This is a genomic window from Ruegeria sp. HKCCD7251 (genome assembly GCF_013031165.1).
Classification (GTDB): Bacteria; Pseudomonadota; Alphaproteobacteria; order Rhodobacterales; family Rhodobacteraceae; genus Ruegeria.
This window is the reverse complement of the sequence record NZ_WPZC01000001.1, coordinates 1,004,523-1,021,249: the sequence shown is the minus strand read 5'-3', so window position 1 is coordinate 1,021,249 and position 16,727 is coordinate 1,004,523. Positions and strand designations below refer to the sequence as shown.

At 54.2% G+C, this 16,727-nt stretch carries 16 protein-coding genes and 1 tRNA gene; 12 read left to right on the top strand and 5 right to left on the bottom strand.

Annotated elements, in window-relative coordinates:
• Window positions 1-5 precede the first annotated feature (5 nt).
• The 3 genes from GOX75_RS05025 (at window position 6) to GOX75_RS05015 (ending at window position 1,795) form a co-directional block, all read left to right on the top strand.
• Complete coding sequence (locus GOX75_RS05025; RefSeq protein ID WP_171121463.1) at window positions 6-1,226, top strand: cysteine desulfurase; 1,221 nt, start codon at window positions 6-8, stop codon at window positions 1,224-1,226.
• A 66-nt stretch (window positions 1,227-1,292) separates the two neighbouring features.
• Window positions 1,293-1,369: transfer RNA gene (locus GOX75_RS05020), tRNA-Arg, on the top strand.
• Between the two features lie 147 nt (window positions 1,370-1,516).
• Window positions 1,517-1,795: a HigA family addiction module antitoxin gene (locus tag GOX75_RS05015; RefSeq protein WP_170527076.1), complete on the top strand. Its 279-nt coding sequence runs from the start codon at window positions 1,517-1,519 to the stop codon at window positions 1,793-1,795.
• Between the two features lie 5 nt (window positions 1,796-1,800).
• Here GOX75_RS05015 and GOX75_RS05010 read toward each other — a convergent pair whose 3' ends face one another.
• The 3 genes from GOX75_RS05010 to GOX75_RS05000 all read right to left on the bottom strand — a co-directional run bounded on the left by GOX75_RS05010 (window position 1,801) and on the right by GOX75_RS05000 (window position 3,871).
• On the bottom strand, window positions 1,801-2,271 hold the full coding sequence (locus tag GOX75_RS05010; protein ID WP_170527078.1) for a hypothetical protein: 471 nt from the start codon (window positions 2,269-2,271) through the stop codon (window positions 1,801-1,803).
• Between the two features lie 354 nt (window positions 2,272-2,625).
• Window positions 2,626-3,369 carry a hypothetical protein gene (locus tag GOX75_RS05005; protein ID WP_170527080.1) on the bottom strand — a complete coding sequence of 248 codons (744 nt, stop codon included), beginning with the start codon at window positions 3,367-3,369 and terminating at the stop codon, window positions 2,626-2,628.
• Window positions 3,370-3,550: 181 nt separating this feature from the next.
• Window positions 3,551-3,871, bottom strand: a complete 321-nt coding sequence (locus tag GOX75_RS05000) for a hypothetical protein (RefSeq protein ID WP_170527082.1) — start codon at window positions 3,869-3,871, stop codon at window positions 3,551-3,553.
• Window positions 3,872-4,048: 177 nt separating this feature from the next.
• On the opposite strand from GOX75_RS05000, the gene GOX75_RS04995 reads away from it, so the two are divergent.
• Window positions 4,049-4,444: a sigma-70 domain-containing protein gene (locus tag GOX75_RS04995; RefSeq protein ID WP_170527084.1), complete on the top strand. Its 396-nt coding sequence runs from the start codon at window positions 4,049-4,051 to the stop codon at window positions 4,442-4,444.
• On the top strand, window positions 4,441-5,676 hold the full coding sequence (locus tag GOX75_RS04990; RefSeq protein WP_170527085.1) for a hypothetical protein: 1,236 nt from the start codon (window positions 4,441-4,443) through the stop codon (window positions 5,674-5,676). Before GOX75_RS04995 ends, GOX75_RS04990 begins: the two co-directional genes overlap by 4 nt.
• Before the next feature lie 206 nt (window positions 5,677-5,882).
• Here the strand turns inward: GOX75_RS04990 and GOX75_RS04985 are convergent, their stop codons facing one another.
• A complete protein-coding gene (locus GOX75_RS04985; protein ID WP_170527087.1) occupies window positions 5,883-6,299 on the bottom strand; it encodes a helix-turn-helix domain-containing protein in 417 nt (138 codons plus the stop codon).
• A gap of 73 nt (window positions 6,300-6,372) precedes the next feature.
• Between GOX75_RS04985 and GOX75_RS04980 the strand changes: the two genes are divergently transcribed.
• From GOX75_RS04980 to GOX75_RS04950, 7 genes are all read left to right on the top strand, one after another.
• On the top strand, window positions 6,373-7,002 hold the full coding sequence (locus tag GOX75_RS04980) for a cation transporter (protein ID WP_170527089.1): 630 nt from the start codon (window positions 6,373-6,375) through the stop codon (window positions 7,000-7,002).
• Window positions 7,003-7,076: 74 nt separating this feature from the next.
• Window positions 7,077-7,544, top strand: a complete 468-nt coding sequence (locus GOX75_RS04975; RefSeq protein WP_170527091.1) for a DUF411 domain-containing protein — start codon at window positions 7,077-7,079, stop codon at window positions 7,542-7,544.
• Window positions 7,545-7,582: 38 nt separating this feature from the next.
• Window positions 7,583-8,128 (top strand): cytochrome c, encoded by a 546-nt coding sequence (locus GOX75_RS04970; RefSeq protein ID WP_171121462.1) that lies wholly within the window; start codon window positions 7,583-7,585, stop codon window positions 8,126-8,128.
• 419 nt (window positions 8,129-8,547) lie between these two features.
• A complete protein-coding gene (locus GOX75_RS04965) occupies window positions 8,548-12,132 on the top strand; it encodes a PAS-domain containing protein (protein WP_170527095.1) in 3,585 nt (1,194 codons plus the stop codon).
• The gene (locus GOX75_RS04960) at window positions 12,129-12,515 is read left to right on the top strand and encodes a response regulator (RefSeq protein WP_170385089.1); all 387 of its coding nucleotides are present in this window, start codon (window positions 12,129-12,131) and stop codon (window positions 12,513-12,515) included. The genes GOX75_RS04965 and GOX75_RS04960 overlap by 4 nt, the downstream gene beginning before the upstream one ends.
• On the top strand, window positions 12,512-13,768 hold the full coding sequence (locus tag GOX75_RS04955) for a response regulator (protein ID WP_170527097.1): 1,257 nt from the start codon (window positions 12,512-12,514) through the stop codon (window positions 13,766-13,768). Before GOX75_RS04960 ends, GOX75_RS04955 begins: the two co-directional genes overlap by 4 nt.
• 274 nt (window positions 13,769-14,042) lie before the next feature.
• On the top strand, window positions 14,043-15,428 hold the full coding sequence (locus GOX75_RS04950; protein WP_170527099.1) for a transposase: 1,386 nt from the start codon (window positions 14,043-14,045) through the stop codon (window positions 15,426-15,428).
• Between the two features lie 219 nt (window positions 15,429-15,647).
• On the opposite strand, the gene GOX75_RS04945 is transcribed toward GOX75_RS04950, so the two are convergent.
• Window positions 15,648-16,670: an AraC family transcriptional regulator gene (locus GOX75_RS04945; protein WP_170527101.1), complete on the bottom strand. Its 1,023-nt coding sequence runs from the start codon at window positions 16,668-16,670 to the stop codon at window positions 15,648-15,650.
• Window positions 16,671-16,727 lie beyond the last annotated feature (57 nt).

Sequence of the window (16,727 nt, the reverse complement as noted above, 5' to 3'; positions counted from 1 at the left end):
ATACCATGTATGATGTGCAGAAAATCCGCTCTGACTTCCCGATCCTGTCCCGAGAGGTGAATGGAAAGCCGCTAACCTATCTGGACAATGGCGCTTCGGCGCAGAAACCTCAGGTCGTGATTGATGCGGTGACGCGGGCGTATGCCGAAGAATATTCAAATGTTCATCGCGGTTTGCATTATCTGTCGAACCTCGCGACCGAGAAATACGAATCCGTTCGTGGCACCATCGCGCGGTTCCTTGGCGCCCAAGATGAAAACGAAGTCGTTTTGAATTCTGGCACGACTGAGGGAATTAACCTTGTAGCCTATGGCTGGGCGATGCCGCGTCTCGAGGCCGGTGATGAAATCGTCCTGAGCGTCATGGAGCACCATGCTAACATCGTTCCCTGGCACTTCCTGCGCGAGCGGCAGGGCGTTGTCCTGAAATGGGTCGACATTGATCCGGACGGCGGGCTGGACCCGCAAGCGGTTATTGACGCGATCGGCCCCAAGACCAAGCTGGTTGCCGTAACACAGTGTTCGAATGTTCTTGGCACAGTTGTCGACGTAAAGGCAATTACCGAAGGCGCACACGCCAAGGGCGTTCCAGTGCTGGTGGACGGAAGTCAGGGCGCCGTACACATGCCGGTGAACGTGCAGGAAATCGGCTGCGACTTCTATGCGATCACGGGGCATAAGCTGTATGGTCCGTCCGGTTCGGGTGCGATCTACATCAAATCCGAGCGCATGGCCGAGATGCGCCCCTTTATCGGCGGTGGCGACATGATCAAAGAAGTCAGCAAAGATCAGGTGATCTATAACGACCCTCCCATGAAGTTCGAGGCCGGTACCCCCGGCATAGTTCAGACCATCGGGCTAGGTGTCGCGCTGGATTACATGATGGATCTAGGTATGGAGAACATTGCCGCGCATGAGGCGGGGCTGCGCGATTATGCGTTTGAGAAACTTGCTGGTCTCAATTGGCTTCAGGTTCAAGGCATGCGTCCGGACAAGGCCGCGATCTTTAGCTTCACGCTTGATGGGGCCGGACATGCGCATGATGTGTCCACCATTCTGGACAAGAAGGGCGTCGCGGTCCGCGCCGGTCATCATTGCGCGGGGCCACTGATGGATTTCTTTGGTGTTACCGCAACTTGCCGCGCGAGCTTTGGTCTTTACAACACGACGGATGAGGTCGATACGCTGGTCGACGCGCTTGAACTGGCGCATGATTTGTTTGCGTAAATGCCGGCGCTATGGGGGCGATTTGCAGTTGCACCCGGATCGGATCAAGGTTAGCTAACGACCAACGCACCTGTAGCTCAGCTGGATAGAGCGCTGCCCTCCGAAGGCAGAGGCCAGAGGTTCGAATCCTCTCAGGTGCGCCAAACTTTTCAAATGCTTAGCTGCAACAGACGGTAAATTTTCGGGTTTTTACAGTCAGGATTTGTGAACAATCGCGAAGATTCAGATGCTAAATCTTCCTATTCGGCCCAAAGCAGCCCTAGTCGAACCTAACTAAAACTCGGTTTACTATGAATGCCCCACGGGGCTTTTCAGTTCCGGCTCAGTCGGCAAGGGATGGTCTTTCGCCCATAAAGCTAGCACGTATGTTGAACGTGCCGCGTACTCGCATTGAGCGGTTGGTTGCAGGCTCGACCGGGGTTTCGCCGGACACGGCATCGCGACTGGCAAAGGTGATTAAGACCACACCGGAACTTTGGCTCAACATGCAAACTAGCTTTGAATTGGCCCGCGCAGCAGATGAAATCGACCTAACCGCGATTCAGCCGATAGAGGCAGACGCGGCTTAACCTTTTCACTGTGGGCGCGCTAATAGCGCGTGCCGCCCATATTTGGCGGCGCGGGCATTGGCGGTTTGGGTGGCGCGACCCTTGGAATTGATTGTTCGCAAGTCGTCGCCCAGAGCAGTAATTCCGATGGATCGCGCAATCGCCATTTGCTGGCGCAACAGACCTTCGCGAATTTCAAGCAATGGGTTCTTAATCGGGAACCCTTTCTTGGATCGCAGCATCAAGCCGGTAGTATCGATCTGGTCGTCCAGTTCGCGAATGTCCGTCTCAAATCGAACTATTCGCGCAAGGCAGATGAGAGCGTAATCGGTCCAATCATCCGGGACGCGCGCGCGCGCGAGTTGTCGCCAGATAATCCAGTCAGTTTCGTGCCTTAGTTTGACGCCTTCAGGCGGATGCACTTCCTCCATTGCGTTGAGAACAGCCTGTCTCTGGCCCTGAATTGAATCGCTGCGCGGTGCCCGCTTCTTTGCCATGCTCGCCCCTTTTGGTCCCGCAAGAGGCTAACCGGGCAAAGTAAAAAATCAATGCTGACCCATCGCCGCCCCAAAAATTTACCCCTAAAAATCTCGTTAGCAATAAGACGAGACTACCCCCGTCGGTCGAGCGCCCGCGCAAATATTTTAACCGTCCCCCCCCCCGCCAGGCTGCGCGCCGGTCATTCCCACCGGACCATTTCGCTTTTCCGGATGCGTTTTGAAAGACCGTGCTGTGGGGCGAATACTTATTTCCTTTCCGCAGTCATCCGTGCCGCGACGGCGCCCTCATGCGTCCGACCTGGCCCCGGATCGCGTCGTCTGTCATTTCATCTATTCGTAAAACACGGCCACTCATTCGGCAGCGTCCGTTCTCGGGTTCGACCAGCCCTCGTCATTGAGCGCGATTTGTAGAGGCTCTGGATACGGCCCCAGACTTGGAACCGGGATCGATGTTCCGGGGTATACCGGTTTCAATCCGCGCATCAGACTGAATGCTACCGAGGTCCAAGTCTTGCCGCCTCGCTCATCGGCGCTTTCTAAGACGACGTCGTTACTGCTGCTGCCGTTTTGGTTTTCAGTTTTCTGACGTCCCCCTAAATTGTTAATTTGTTCTTTGTTTAGTTGGGAATCCCGCTTTTGGTGATTCTTATTCCCGGTTTTGGGGAATTTTGATCCCGGTTTTGGGGAATTCCAATATTGCCAATTTGGGTCAAAATCCCGGTTTCGGTGATTTTCAACTGTTTCCTCGTTATTACCGCTGCTTAAGGTGTCACATTCCCGGTTTTGGTGATTTTTGGATTTACCTTGGCGTGCCACCGCCATTAGGTGCAATGCGTCAACTCTGAAACGCTGGCCTTTGCGGTGGATTAGGCCCAGCGCATGCAGGCGTTGCAGACCACGAGTCACGCTGTTTTTCCCCAACCCCCATTCAACGGCCAGAGCGTCGGTTTGGGTTAGGTGCCAGCGGTCAGGTTTTAGCTGTGCGCGAAAAAGCAGCGTTTTCAAAATCAACTTCGCAGTGGAGTTCATTTTGAACGTTGCGCAAATCGGTTGCCAATACTGAATCAGGTCGATTTCTGGTTTTAACTGCGCCATTACGCCGGGCTTTCATTTGTGGAAAACCTGCGTTAATCTGTGTTCAGCAATGCACAGACCGCCGGATTCTCCGGGTTTTTTGTTTAAACGCGTCGCCCCTGCAGCGGCGCGTTCTTTCTGGCTGGCAGCGTCCTGTTGTTCGCCCTGAGACGTTGCCGTGCTTGGTCGATCTTCTGATAAGTTAGGCTGCGGTCTCCGCCTCGCGTGCAGCTTTTCCCCGCCGCTTTCCTTCCCGAATTTTCTCATTCGGCACAGCGGCGTCGCGCACTTCTTTGAGGTCTTGAGCCGTGACGTGAATTTGCCCGGTGGCCTGCGCCATGAACCACGCGTCGAGAAAACCAATGTCGACCATTCGCCGGTTGCCCAAAAAGAATGTCTGCGGGCCTTTTTCACATCGCGCGATCTCGTTTGCCTTGTTTTTCTTGATCCCCCGTCGATTCATTTCCTCAACGTATGGCACCGCTTTACCGCTTGGCTTCGCTCCCGCGATGATAGCTGGCATCGCTAACCCCCCCCATAGTTTCGTTTCAATTGCAATCAAGGGTTACTCGGCAAAAGTTAAATCACAAGAATTAAATTTACAAACAACTAAACACATATATTGAACAAATGGTGTTTACCTCTTAATCATTTCGTATAGACCCGGATCAATCCGAAACGGTTAAGGACGAGGTAACCGATGAACGCGAAAAAAAACTCGCAAACTGAAACGAAGGCAGAAGCGCGGAAGGCAGTGGACCGCGCAATCCCGCCATTTCACAACTTGATCGGCCAGGTCCAGTTGCTGAAAGAGAATCCTGAGTTGGCAAGGAATTTGCCGCCAGAAAAACTCCTGAAACATCTGGTGGAGCTGAGCGACGCAGCACAGACGCTGGCAGGAAATCAATCGCGCCTCATCACCCTACTTGAAGCACCAAGAAAGACGGTCGGTCTTGTTTACTCCGACGTTGCCAAGTTGAGCGAGTGGATCAAAGAGCAAACGGGAAAGCAGCCCACGCAACGAGAATTGGCTGAACACTTAGATGTGTCGCCAGCGCGCATTAACCAAATTCTGAACAAGGAGCGACCGACATGAACATCAAAAGCCAAACTGGCCGGTCGCGGTTAGAAGTCCGCTCTGCGCCTTACTACGAGACCGTCGCCGAGAACGTGGCGCTCGGAGTGTACGTCGGCAAAAAAGGGATGACTTGGAAAGGCCGCGTGGAGAACCTCGGGAACGGGAAGCGATTTGTCTACGAGACTTTTGCTCCATGCGCGCCTGAGCGCGACGGTATCGGCTACGAAGAGGCGCTGCTCAAGGTATTGGGCTGGGCAAAACAAAAGCGCACAGAAATGGTCGCTAAGAAAAAACGGCGGGGCGAACCGACTGTTCGTTCCTGTGCCGATGCTTGGCTGACAAAAATGAAACGAAACAAGGGAAAGCGCGTGTCCGAGAAGTCTATCCTCGGGTGGGCTGGGCGCGCAGACAAACTCTGCCAGTTCCTCGGCGATGACACTCCGCTGAGCGAGATCACCGTCGACATGGTCAACGAGTGGGCTGGGCGACCAAAAGAGCGCGCGAACAAGGAAACGGGATCGACCGAGAGAGGTGGGGAGGGGTTCAACAGAGAAATGGGCCACGTCAAAGCGGTCCTTACAGCCGGGGCGGCAGAGTACGTTGGGCCTCGCGCATGGGAAAAGGCTCAGAAGATTCCAAAAGGGGAATTGGCGCACCGAAAAGCTGATGCAGACGAGTTAGATGGAATTGCATTGTCGGTGCCGGAGATCGAGGCGGTCATCGGGACGTCCACCAACATCGGTTTCGCGCGATTTGCGCAAGCGATGTTCCTGACGCTACAGCGCGTTCAATCCTTAAGGATGGCCGACGTTCGGGACTTTGATGCCGACAGAGCGGAGTTGACACTCAGGTACGGAAAGAACGCAGCAAAGAAAGACACGCCGCTCGTCATCCCGTTGTTTGCAGACGCGGTTGAGTTCTTTCAGGGGTTGGTTGCAGGACGGTCTCGCTGGGCTCCATTGATCACGAACACAGAGGGAAACAGGCTTGAGCAGGACTTCCAGCGATACCCCATGAAGTGGGCGGTGAAGAAAGTCGGACTTCCGGAGGAGGCGACCTTGTATGCGATCCGGCGAGGCGCGATCACACACGCGGTGGAGTCGCAGGCGACGGACCTTCTGACGATTTCTCAGATGAGCGATGTAGACCCAAACCTGATCCTGAAACACTATTTTAAGCGCACCGAAAAACTTGGACGTCTGGCTAACCTGAATACCGGTTCTGTGGCGCAGCTTAGCGTCGTAGAGTAAGCGCCTCTGAGCAGCCCTTAAGGCTCATGGCCGACACTCGCTGCTATCTGAAGCAAAGTCCGCTTTCTGCGCGTTTCTGTAATTGGGGCAACGCGCAGCATCGGTCAAAGTGGGCTCAGAGTAGTCATTCACTGCGCTCTGCCTGAATGACCGCGTTGCGGACAAAACAGTCTTTCGCTGCGACTAGAGCAATGTCCGCTCATAGATTAGTGATCGTGGTGACAGAGTTTATGATCGGCAAGAGACGCGAGTACATAGCAGTTCTCTGACACACCCTCGTCATCACAGCCCTTCGAAATCCGAACCAGCTCTTTTTCAAGAGCCCGTAGTCGTTTGATCTTTGCTCTTACTTCGGAAAGTTGTGAGACGGCGATGTCCGTCGCAGCTTGGCATGAACGATCCGGGTGGCCTTGGAGCACAATCAATTCGGAGATCGCTTCAATCGAGAAACCAAGATCACGTGCATGCTTGATGAAACTGAGACGCTCCAGCCCTGCCATATCATAGCGCCGTTGGTTGCCTTCGGTGCGTTCTGGTGCGGTAAGCAGGCCCATTTCCTCATAGTAGCGGATAGTCGTAACTTTGACCTTCGTGCGCTTGGAAAGCTCCCCGATAGAAAACATGAAAATACCTCTTGAACCTCTAGTAACTAGAGACACTACACTATGGTCACGACAGATACAAAAGGGCTTCCCAATGTCAGCATGTTGCGGACACAACGCCAAATTCGACGGCGTATCAGACGACTACAAAAGGCGGCTGTGGATTGTCATTGCTCTGAACGCGGCGATGTTCGTCGTCGAGATGACGGCCGGTCACTACGCAAAGTCTCAGGCGCTTCAGGCCGACGCTCTAGACTTCCTTGGGGATGCTTTGACCTATGGTATCTCGCTCGCAGTGATCGGGGCTTCAATCCGTGCGCGCACCAATGCGGCTCTGGCCAAAGGGGTGAGCTTGCTGCTGATGGGTCTTTGGGTGTTCGGATCGACCTTGTACCGGGTGTTCTATGTCGGAGTGCCGGAGGCCGAGATCATGGGCATCGTTGGCTTTTTCGCCCTTATGACCAATCTCGCAAGTGTTCTCTTGCTCGTTCGTTACAAGGACGGCGATGCAAATGTGCGCTCTGTCTGGCTATGTTCGCGTAATGACGCCATTGGCAATGTGGCCGTTATGTTCGCGGCATTGGGCGTCTGGGGCACAGCTAGCGGTTGGCCTGACCTGATTGTTGCGGCGGTCATGGCAACGCTGTTTCTTTCCTCTGCTTTCCAGATCGTGCGCCAAGCGCTCGCCGAGCGCCGGGAAGTTGGCGAACATCAGCATGTTTGACGTGGGTCATGACCTTTGATCTCGAATGATGCGAATTTGACTCAATTGAGTTGGAAATACAAAGGACTCTCACTATGGACCTGAAACGCCGCCAAGTACTGACTTACGCCGCTGGCTTTGCCAGCACAGTACCATTTGCCGCGTTTGCGCAAGACACGCCTTCCATCCATGTTCTCAAGGATCCGAACTGCGGCTGTTGCCAGGTTTGGATCGACATCCTACGGCAAGAAGGCTTTCGCGTTACCGAGGAGCGCAGCTTTGGAACACAGCTTGTCCGCCACAAATTGGACAACGGCATTCCCGAAGAAATGATGTCCTGCCACACAGGCGAGATCGATGGCTATATGATCGAGGGGCATGTGCCGGTTGCCGACATTCGTCGTCTGCTGGAGGAGCAACCCAATGCTGTTGGACTTGCTGTTCCTGGCATGCCCTACGGTTCCCCTGGGATGGGGCCGGAAGATCGTCGTGAGGCCTACGACGTGTTTTTGATCCTCAAGGACGGTAGCACCGAGGTGTTCAACAGTTACGAAGCGGCCTGAGGCGACGTTCATCGAGCGGAAACAGTAAGGAGGAGAAGATGACGAAGCTTGGATTACGCACTCTTGCCTTGAGCGTTCTGTCTATCACCATTGCTACAGTGGGTTGCGCACAACAACAACGAGGAGATTGGTGGGGTCACGGGCCAATGGGATCTAACCACATGAGGTCTGAGCACATGCGTGGTTGGGGGCACGGCAATATGGGGCCTGGCCAGCAGCAGCGCATGCAACGACATTGGACGTATATGAACGAGGACGTGCCCGCAGCTTACCGCGGGGCGCGGAGCACCATTCGTGCAACGCCCGAGAACGTTTCAGAGGGCAAGACGCTATACACGGAAAACTGCGCAAGCTGTCATGGAGCTAAGGGCTTGGGCGATGGTGAAGCCGGACGTTCGCTCGTGCCCTCTCCCGCTCTCCTACGGTGGTTCGTTCAGATGCCGATGTCGGGGGACGAGTACCTTCTTTGGGCAATCTCCGAGGGCGGCGAACGCTTCGGAACAGACATGCCAGCCTTCAAGGAAGCGCTGAGCCAAGAAGACATTTGGAAGATCATCGTTTACATGCGTGCGGAGTTCCCTTGATCTGTCGTCAATCCGCTGTTTTTTGGTGAGTGTTTTTGCTGTCGATACTGTGACGACAATTCGCAGCAGGCATAAAGCTGACAATGCACCGTTCCAGTAAGTTTAGCGGAAGCAGACATATATGTAAGTGGCAGCACGAGCAGGTTAGGGCTCAGATACGCCGTTCGCTGCGCTCCTTTTGAACGACCGCTATGCGGACAAAGCGGACCTTACGGGGATGTCTTAACTAACGCACGTGACCTAAAGGCTGGTGGAACGGGTTGGTCGGCTTGGTAAGCTCTGGAGCGGCAAGCTACGTCACCCTTTGAATTGCAAGAACTTTCTACAATAGCTCGTGTTCTCTAAAACCAAGCTTCTACGGTTGATTTTTTGACTCAACTCTTTGACTCAGTCATTCTTCTCCAGGGGGGGAACGCGATATGAATGGCGCTGACCAGAAAAGCCAAGCAGACAGGTACGAAGAAGGTATAGCGCTTCTGGATGTGGGTGTCGGCATATTCGATGACGCACTCCGACTGGTTTACTGCAACCCCGCATTTCGCGAGATGCGACGCTACCCACAAGAGCTCTGCCGCCGTGGTGTTAGTCTAGAAGATTTGCTGCATTTCAACGCCGAACGCGGAGATTTTGGCGCGGGCAAAACTGATCGGCTAGTGGCCGATCGAATGAATGAGATTGGTGCCTCTGGTGAGCGCGCGCTCGAGCATGAGATGGCAGACGGGCAGATTCTAGCGATCAGCTATCGCAGAACGGCCTCTGGAGGAACGATGGTCACCTATCAGGACCGCACCGCCGAACGAAAAGCAGAAAGAGCATTGCGAGAAAGTGAGGAGCGCTACGCGCTTGTTTCAGACGCTGCGGAAGAGGCAATCTACGATTGGCACATTACCGACGACCAGTTTTATGCGTCCCCACGACTTGAGACTTTCCTAGGGCTTGAGACCGGTCCTAAGGGAGAGAGAACGTGGGTATGGCAAGACATTATTCATCCCGACGATTTGCCCTCTTACTTGTCAGCGTTGGAGGCGCATATATCCGGTAAGAAGAAACGATGGGAATGTGAGTACCGACTCAAAGTAGCCAGCGGAAAGTGGCGCTGGGTATCGGATCACGGCACCTCGATTCGCGATACTAACGGCTACGCGACGCGTATGGTGGCCGCAATTCGGGACATTACACCCAAGATTGAACGGGATGCAGCCCTTGCCGCAAGTGAGGAAAGATACCAGTTGGTCACTCAAGCTACCAGCGATGGAATTTATGATTGGGACGTGACCAATGATGTTCTGTTTGTCTCTGCTGACCTGAACGATCTACTCAGTTTGGACGAGGCCAATTCGTCTTCGACACGATGGGCCGAGCAGATCCATCCGGATGATTACGACGCTTATGTCAAGGCAATCGTTAACCATTTCAAGGGCGGGACTGATGCCGTTGAATGTGACTACCGGCAGAGGGCGCGTGATGGCGGTTACCGTTGGGTTCACGACCGAGGCGTTGGTGTGCGAAACGCCGAAGGCCGGGTCGTTCGGCTTGTCGGTGCCGTGCGCGACATAACTGAAATCCGGGATGCACGGGAACGAATTGCCCGAATTGAAGGTCGGCTACTCGGAGCAATTGAAACGATCGCCGATGGTTTGCTTTTGGTGGGACCTGAAAATCGCGTCGAGTTATTCAACGACCGCTACGTCCAGATCTTCAGCGACGCCGCTGGCGGCGCCGATTTGAGCAACCTAATTTATGAGGGCCGCGAATTCTTCGACATGATCCGCAACGGCTATGAGCTTGGGATGTTTACCGAACATCCAGACGGCGTTGACGGTTGGATCGCTGCCCGCCGCGTCGCTTGGGAGAAGCCAAAGGCGAACTGGGAACTAGAGTTGGGCAACGGTGTGTGGATCATGCTCAACGAACGTCGCCTGCCTGATGGTGGCCGCATCATGGTTTACAACGACATAACCGAATTCAAACGCAGGGAGGCAGATGCGCAGGCCGCACGGCAGCGGTTTGAAGACGCAATTGAAGCGATTTCGTCTGGTTTTGCATTGTGGGATGCCGAGGATCGGCTAGTTGTATGTAATGAGCGCTACCGCACCTACATGAGCGAACTCGCCGACAAGGTCGTACCCGGCGTGAAATTCGAAGAGATCATCGGTGCCGGCATCAAGCGCGGCCTGTTTCCACTTTCCGAAGGAGAAGTAGAAGGGTATCTTGAGAGAATTGCCGAAAAACGCAAGAAAGCCTCGGGCGAACCACGCGAACAGCTAGTCGCCGGGTACTGGCTGCAGATTACGGATCACCGCACTTCGGATGGTGGCATCGTCTCGATCTATACCGACATTACCGAACTGAAGACCAAACAGCTGGAGATCGAACAACAATCAGCGATCCTCGAGTTAACAATGGAGAACATGGGCCAGGGGATTACGCTGGTAGATAAAGAGCTGCGCACAATTGCGTTGAATTCGAAATTCCTCGACCTCATGGAGTTTCCTCGCGAACGCTTTCGCCCCGGATTCACAATGGAAGAGGCATTTCGGTTCAATGCTGAACGAGGGGAATATGGGCCGGGCGACATTGATACCCAAGTGCGCGAGCGGGTGGAACTGGCCGCAAAATTCTTACCGCACAAATTTGAGCGTATTCGTCCTGATGGTACGGTGATTGAGATTATCGGCAACCCTATCCAAGGTGGCGGCCTAGTTGCAACCTACACTGACATTACGGACCGCAAACTCGCTGACGAAGCACTGAAAGCGGCACTGGCAGAATTTAACGCGGTCATCGATCACGTCGACTATGGAATTCTGTTCATGGGACCGGATTTACGTGCGCGTATAATAAATCGGGCATTTGCGCGAATTTGGAACATCGATCAGAAATTCATCGACCAGCGCCCAACTATGCAGGAGCTGATAGAGTACAACAAGGGCACAGGAGTCTATGATGTCGCGCCGAAGGACTGGGATGACTGGCTGTCCATGCGGGTCGAGGCAATACGGGCAGGAAACATGACACCGGGCGAGTTGTGTCGGGCTGATGGCATGACTTTGAGTTTCCAATGCGTGGACCTGCCGGATGGCGGTCGCATGCTGACCTATTTCGATATCACCGAACTAAAACGGCGTGAAGCGGAGATTTCCAACGCGCGTGATGCGGCTGAACAAGCCCTCAACGATCTGCGGCAAGCCCAAGAACGGCTCATCCAGTCCGAGAAGATGGCCAGCCTAGGCCAACTTACTGCCGGCATTGCCCACGAGATCAAGAACCCGCTGAATTTCGTCAACAACTTTGCCAAATTGTCTGGCGAGTTGTTGGAAGAATTACACGAGATATTAGAAGACCCGATCGCGGCTCTGGAGGAAGAGGATCGCGAGGAAGCTAAGGACCTATGGCAGACAGTACGCGGCAACTTAGGCAAGATAAACCAACACGGTCAACGTGCTGACAGCATCGTTAAAAACATGCTTCTGCATTCCCGTGAGGGGCCAAGCGAGTTGCAACGTGTTGCACTAAACCCGATCGCAGAAGAAGCGCTGAACCTTGCCTATCACGGTGCTCGGGCGGAGGACTCCAGTTTCAATGTCGAAATACGAGCCGACATTGATCCCGACGTTGACCAAATCGATTGCTATCCGCAGGATTTGATGCGTGTTTTTCTTAATCTCATCAGCAACGGCATGTATGCGGCCAACAAACGTAAAGACGCGGAAGAAGGTGACTTTTCACCGACGATCTGGCTGTCGACGCGAGCCAATGGTGACCGCGTCAACGTCACTATTCGCGATAATGGTACGGGCATTCCAGAAGAAATGAGGGAGAAAATTTTTCTACCGTTTTACACCACAAAACCCGCGGGTGAAGGCACAGGGCTCGGCCTATCGTTGAGCTATGATACCATCGTCAAGCAGCATGGTGGAACTTTGACTGTGGACAGTAAGCCAGGGGATCACACAATTTTTGTCGTTTCGGTCCCGGTCCATTCTCAGGGGGACCTAGCATGACAGGACAAATTCTGATGGTAGATGACGAACCCGACGCACAGGACCTGATTCGACAGAATTTTCGTCGGGAGATACGAAAAGGAGTCTACAGTTTTGGGTTTGCCGGGTCTGGCGAGTCCGCCTTGGACGCAATAAGTCATTCGAAAGAAGAAGTAATGTTGGTGCTTTCGGACATCAACATGCCCGGCATGTCAGGAATCGAGCTTTTGCAGGAACTGCGCGCTCGCTGGCCTGAATTACCGGTTATGATGATCACCGCCTATGGTGATGCAGCGACCGAGGCGAAAGTCCGGGAACTGGGAGCGGAACAGTTCCTGACCAAGCCCGTCGATTTTGTTGAACTGAAAGAGCGGCTCTCACGATTTGTCGGAGATGCGACGTGACGCCGCCACGCATTCTTGTTGTCGATGACGAGCCCGACCTTGAAGCGTTGATTTCGCAAAAGTTTCGGCGTCGCGTACGCAAAGGGGAACTGGATCTATTGTTTGCTCATGACGGCAAACACGCCCTCGAAGTTCTCGAAGAGAACCCTAAAATAGATATCGTCCTTTCCGACATAAACATGCCCAGGATGGATGGCCTCACTTTGCTTGAGCGGTTGAGCGAGATGGAAACTGATCTGCAAACTGTTATGGTTTCGGCCTACGGCGACATGAACAATATCCGCGCGGCTATGAACCGCGGGGCTTTCGATTTCGTGACCAAACCGATCGAGTTCGATGATCTCGACCGGACCATTGCCAAGACGCTGGAACACCTTGAGTTGCTCCGCCAATTGCGCACGGCCCGTGATAATGCCGAGCAAGCGAGATTGACGCTGTCACGGTATTTCTCTCCTACGGTGGTTGAGACGTTGTCGCGTGATCCAGAGGCAATAGAGGCCAAGGGCGAGCGCCGCGTAGCAACCTTTCTATTTACTGATCTGGCCGATTTCACTCAGCTGGTAGAAAGCTCGGATTCCGACCTGATCGTCGAAATTCTCAACGAATACCTAGATGGCATGACCCGAACAATCTTTTCGCACGGCGGAACAGTCATGAAAATCATAGGCGACGCCATCCAAGTAATATTCGGTGCGCCAGTTGACGACCCGGAACATGCCGCGCACGCGGTGGCCTGCGCCTTGGCGCTCGACGAATTTGCCCAAGGTTTTCAGAAGAAACTACTGGATCGCGGCATCGCGTTGGGAGACACGCGCATAGGTGTGAACAGCGGCGGTGCGATCATTGGCAATTTCGGCGGCAAGAGCTATTTCGACTATACAGCGTATGGCGATGCTGTGAACACTGCGGCAAGGCTGGAACAGGCTAACAAGACGATAGGGACGCGCATCTGCACTTCGGAAAGTGTTGCCAAGGGGATCGACAACTTCTCTGGCCGCCCAATTGGAAGACTCTTGCTGAAAGGCAAAACGCAAGCGGTGACCTGCTATGAACCCTTGTCAGAGGCGCTTGTCGACAGCGATCAAGTGAGAGATTACAAGGCGGCGTATGAGCTGCTAGAGGCGAGTGACCCCAAAGCGCGCCAATCCTTTGCGGCGCTTTTGGTCGAGTGCGAAGACGACCCCTTGATCTTGTTTCACCTTGGTCGATTGCTGGCCGGCGAAACTGGTGCAGACATTGAAGCAGTGGGTTGATCGCCAGACCTGTCCCAACGTCATTACCGCTAAACAACCATGATAAGGCTGCCCAACACTCGCCGCGAGCCGGTCGACCCCGACCCAACAATAACAATAGGGTTGCCTATATCGGCGGCAAGAACTGCGATTATGCGACGTTTCATAGACGAGCAATACCACACAGCTTACTAACCAGCGCATGTCCACTTCGGGCTTATTTTGTTGAAAAACTCTTCCTTGATCGACGCATGAACTGCTGATTCAATTCTTCCAAGGGGCGGGAGGATTGGCGATGATGGGACCGAGGCAGGAAGCGCAATCGTCGCTGTTCTATGAGTTCTCATTGGAAAACCACATTCCCCAAGATCACTTGCTTCGGTCGATTGATCGCTTTGTTGATTTGAGCAGCATTCGAGTGCATCTCGCGGATTTTTACAGCCACACCGGTCGTCCATCGGTCGATCCTGAACTGCTGATCCGGATGCTGCTGGTCGGCTATTGCTTCGGCATCCGCTCCGAGCGGCGGCTGTGCGAAGAGGTGCATCTGAACCTGGCATATCGATGGTTCTGCCGCCTCGATCTGAATGAGCGTATCCCGGATCACTCGACTTTCTCCAAGAACCGGCATGGACGCTTCCGCGAGAGCGAACTGCTGCGCCACCTTTTCGAGACGACTGTGGCGCGCTGCATCGCGGAAGGTCTGGTCAGCGGCCAGCGCATGGCAATTGATGCCAGCCTGATCGAAGCCGATGCAAACAAACAGAACTCAACGCCAAAAGAAGAATGGGATGCATCAACCATCGATCCAGAAGATGCGCCTCGTGCGGTCCGCGAGTATCTTAGCACTCTGGATGAGGCGGCTTTTGGAGCTGCGAGTGAGGTGCAGCCCAAGTTCACCTCGCATTCTGACCCTGCGAGCCAATGGACGGCAGCGCGTAAGGGGCCTGCTTTCTTCAGCTATTCTGACAATTATCTGATCGACACCGACCATGGCGTCATCGTTGATGTCGAGGCCACACGGTCCATCCGACAAGCTGAGGTCGGATCAACCAAGACCATGCTGGACCGGGTAGAGGACAAGTTCGATCTGCATCCCGAACGCCTGATCGCGGACACCGCCTATGGCACCGGGCCGCTCCTGGGCTGGTTGGTCGATCGCAAGATCGCACCGCACATCCCGGTCTTCGACAAGTCCGGGCGCAACGATGGAACATGGACCCGCGCCGACTTCGAATGGGACGCCGAAAACGATCAATATGTCTGTCCCGAAGGTCACGCCCTGAAGCAGTTCCGCCGTAACTACTCAGACCCGAACAGGGGGCCGACTGGCAAGGGCACGGCGCGTTATCGCGCCTTGAAAGAAGTCTGTCAGATCTGCCCATCCAAAGCCAAATGCTGTCCGAACGCCGATGCGCGGAAGATCACCCGTGAGGAGCACGAAGACGCCCGTCAGGTCGCACGCGACATCGCCAAGACCAAGCAATACGACATCTCGATGAAACTCAGGAAGAAGGTCGAGATGCTCTTCGCTCATCTCAAACGCATTCTTGGTCTTGGCCGCCTCCGATTACGTGGACCATGCGGTGCAAATGACGAATTCCTCCTCGCCGCCACCGCCCAGAACCTCCGCAAGCTGGCAAAGATCTTTCCCGCACCGCAGAAAAGGCGCAAAGCCTGACCCGAAAGGCGCTCGCTTCGCATTCACACGCCCACTTTCTGCGCCAGCAACACGTTGTTTTTCCACAGAATCGGCTCTTAACAGTCTTTCGCTGCGGAGCTTCGCGCACAATTCTAATTAACGGCAACATTGGGCTCAGAGCGGTCGTTCGCTGCGCTCCGTCTCAATGACCGCTCTGCGGACGAAGCAGTCGGTGGTACTGGAGCGGTTTCAGAAGGTTTAGAACCTATCGCGCCCAAGAATTCGGTGCTCAGATGGCGAGACACCAGTGGCGGTCTTAAATGCACGGCTGAAGTTGTTGGCTGTCTCGTATCCAAGCGCAGTAGCAATATCGGCGATGGTGCCAGACTGCAATGAAAGTAACTCTTTCGCCCGGCTTACGCGAACATCGGTTACTATGCGACGGAATTGCGCGCCTTCTTCCTCGAGCTTCCTTTGAAGAGCGCGAACACCAAGCCCGAGTGCGCGAGCGGTTGCATCAACCGAGATTTCTTTGTGGTGGAGTTGCTGTCGGGCTATTGCGGCAACCCGACCAGCTATTGTTTCAGGTGGTCCGCCGACGCGTTCCCTCGCAACATCGTCAACCGTCACAAAACCGCGAACGCGATATTGCCTTCTGTTCTCGACCAAAAGCAATGAGCTTTCGAATTCCACACCCAACCTTGGTGCGTTCCAAACTATGGGACACCCATATGTGTCTTCGACTTCGACCGAGTTCGGTACTTTTGCAAAATCCAAGAGAACTGCCGTAGGCGTCCATTCCTTACCTAGGTACTCGCGAAAAATACTTAGGAAAACGCCGATCGCGGAAAAAGCTATATCGGCGTAAGCGGGGTGCTCCGGCATTCCGAATTTGTAGCAATAGCGCGAACGTCGGCCAGAGGCTTCCAGCCATGCACGATCAACTGATGAGTGCAAAGGCATAACCGATGTTGCGCGACGTAGCGCGTTACCCAACGTAGGCGCGGACAGGACATACTCTCCCCAAAGCCCGTAGTCTGCGACCGTTAGGTAAGGAGACCAAAGCAAGCCAATGTTTTGATGGCCCGCCAATCGAACCGCCTCCTCGACGAATGTCGCCAGCGAATGCTCGGAAATGTATCCCGACCGTTCTTCGATAAAGTGATATGGAAGGTCAGCGACATCCATGGCCTTCGCTAATCTTTTTTCTCCAGCGACCTCATGGACAAACTGCGGCATCGCACCAAGCGCCTTCGCTGAAATCATCGGTGGCAGTGCCATTGAGTTCTCCGGAAATGCGCCTGTCGTGAAATGATACGCATCTGCGTTTCGGATGTG

What these genes read in the sequence shown, in the direction of transcription:
- GOX75_RS05005 (WP_170527080.1), bottom strand. Translation starts at nt 3,369, where the DNA reads ATGGCGCAGTTAAAACCAGAAATCGACCTGATTCAGTATTGGCAACCG.
- GOX75_RS05025 (WP_171121463.1), top strand. Translation starts at nt 6, where the DNA reads ATGTATGATGTGCAGAAAATCCGCTCTGACTTCCCGATCCTGTCCCGA.
- GOX75_RS04975 (WP_170527091.1), top strand. Translation starts at nt 7,077, where the DNA reads ATGGACCTGAAACGCCGCCAAGTACTGACTTACGCCGCTGGCTTTGCC.
- GOX75_RS04960 (WP_170385089.1), top strand. Translation starts at nt 12,129, where the DNA reads ATGACAGGACAAATTCTGATGGTAGATGACGAACCCGACGCACAGGAC.
- GOX75_RS05000 (WP_170527082.1), bottom strand. Translation starts at nt 3,871, where the DNA reads ATGCCAGCTATCATCGCGGGAGCGAAGCCAAGCGGTAAAGCGGTGCCA.
- GOX75_RS04985 (WP_170527087.1), bottom strand. Translation starts at nt 6,299, where the DNA reads ATGTTTTCTATCGGGGAGCTTTCCAAGCGCACGAAGGTCAAAGTTACG.
- GOX75_RS04945 (WP_170527101.1), bottom strand. Translation starts at nt 16,670, where the DNA reads ATGGCACTGCCACCGATGATTTCAGCGAAGGCGCTTGGTGCGATGCCG.
- GOX75_RS05015 (WP_170527076.1), top strand. Translation starts at nt 1,517, where the DNA reads ATGAATGCCCCACGGGGCTTTTCAGTTCCGGCTCAGTCGGCAAGGGAT.
- GOX75_RS04995 (WP_170527084.1), top strand. Translation starts at nt 4,049, where the DNA reads ATGAACGCGAAAAAAAACTCGCAAACTGAAACGAAGGCAGAAGCGCGG.
- GOX75_RS05010 (WP_170527078.1), bottom strand. Translation starts at nt 2,271, where the DNA reads ATGGCAAAGAAGCGGGCACCGCGCAGCGATTCAATTCAGGGCCAGAGA.
- GOX75_RS04950 (WP_170527099.1), top strand. Translation starts at nt 14,043, where the DNA reads ATGATGGGACCGAGGCAGGAAGCGCAATCGTCGCTGTTCTATGAGTTC.
- GOX75_RS04980 (WP_170527089.1), top strand. Translation starts at nt 6,373, where the DNA reads ATGTCAGCATGTTGCGGACACAACGCCAAATTCGACGGCGTATCAGAC.
- GOX75_RS04990 (WP_170527085.1), top strand. Translation starts at nt 4,441, where the DNA reads ATGAACATCAAAAGCCAAACTGGCCGGTCGCGGTTAGAAGTCCGCTCT.
- GOX75_RS04970 (WP_171121462.1), top strand. Translation starts at nt 7,583, where the DNA reads ATGACGAAGCTTGGATTACGCACTCTTGCCTTGAGCGTTCTGTCTATC.
- GOX75_RS04965 (WP_170527095.1), top strand. Translation starts at nt 8,548, where the DNA reads ATGAATGGCGCTGACCAGAAAAGCCAAGCAGACAGGTACGAAGAAGGT.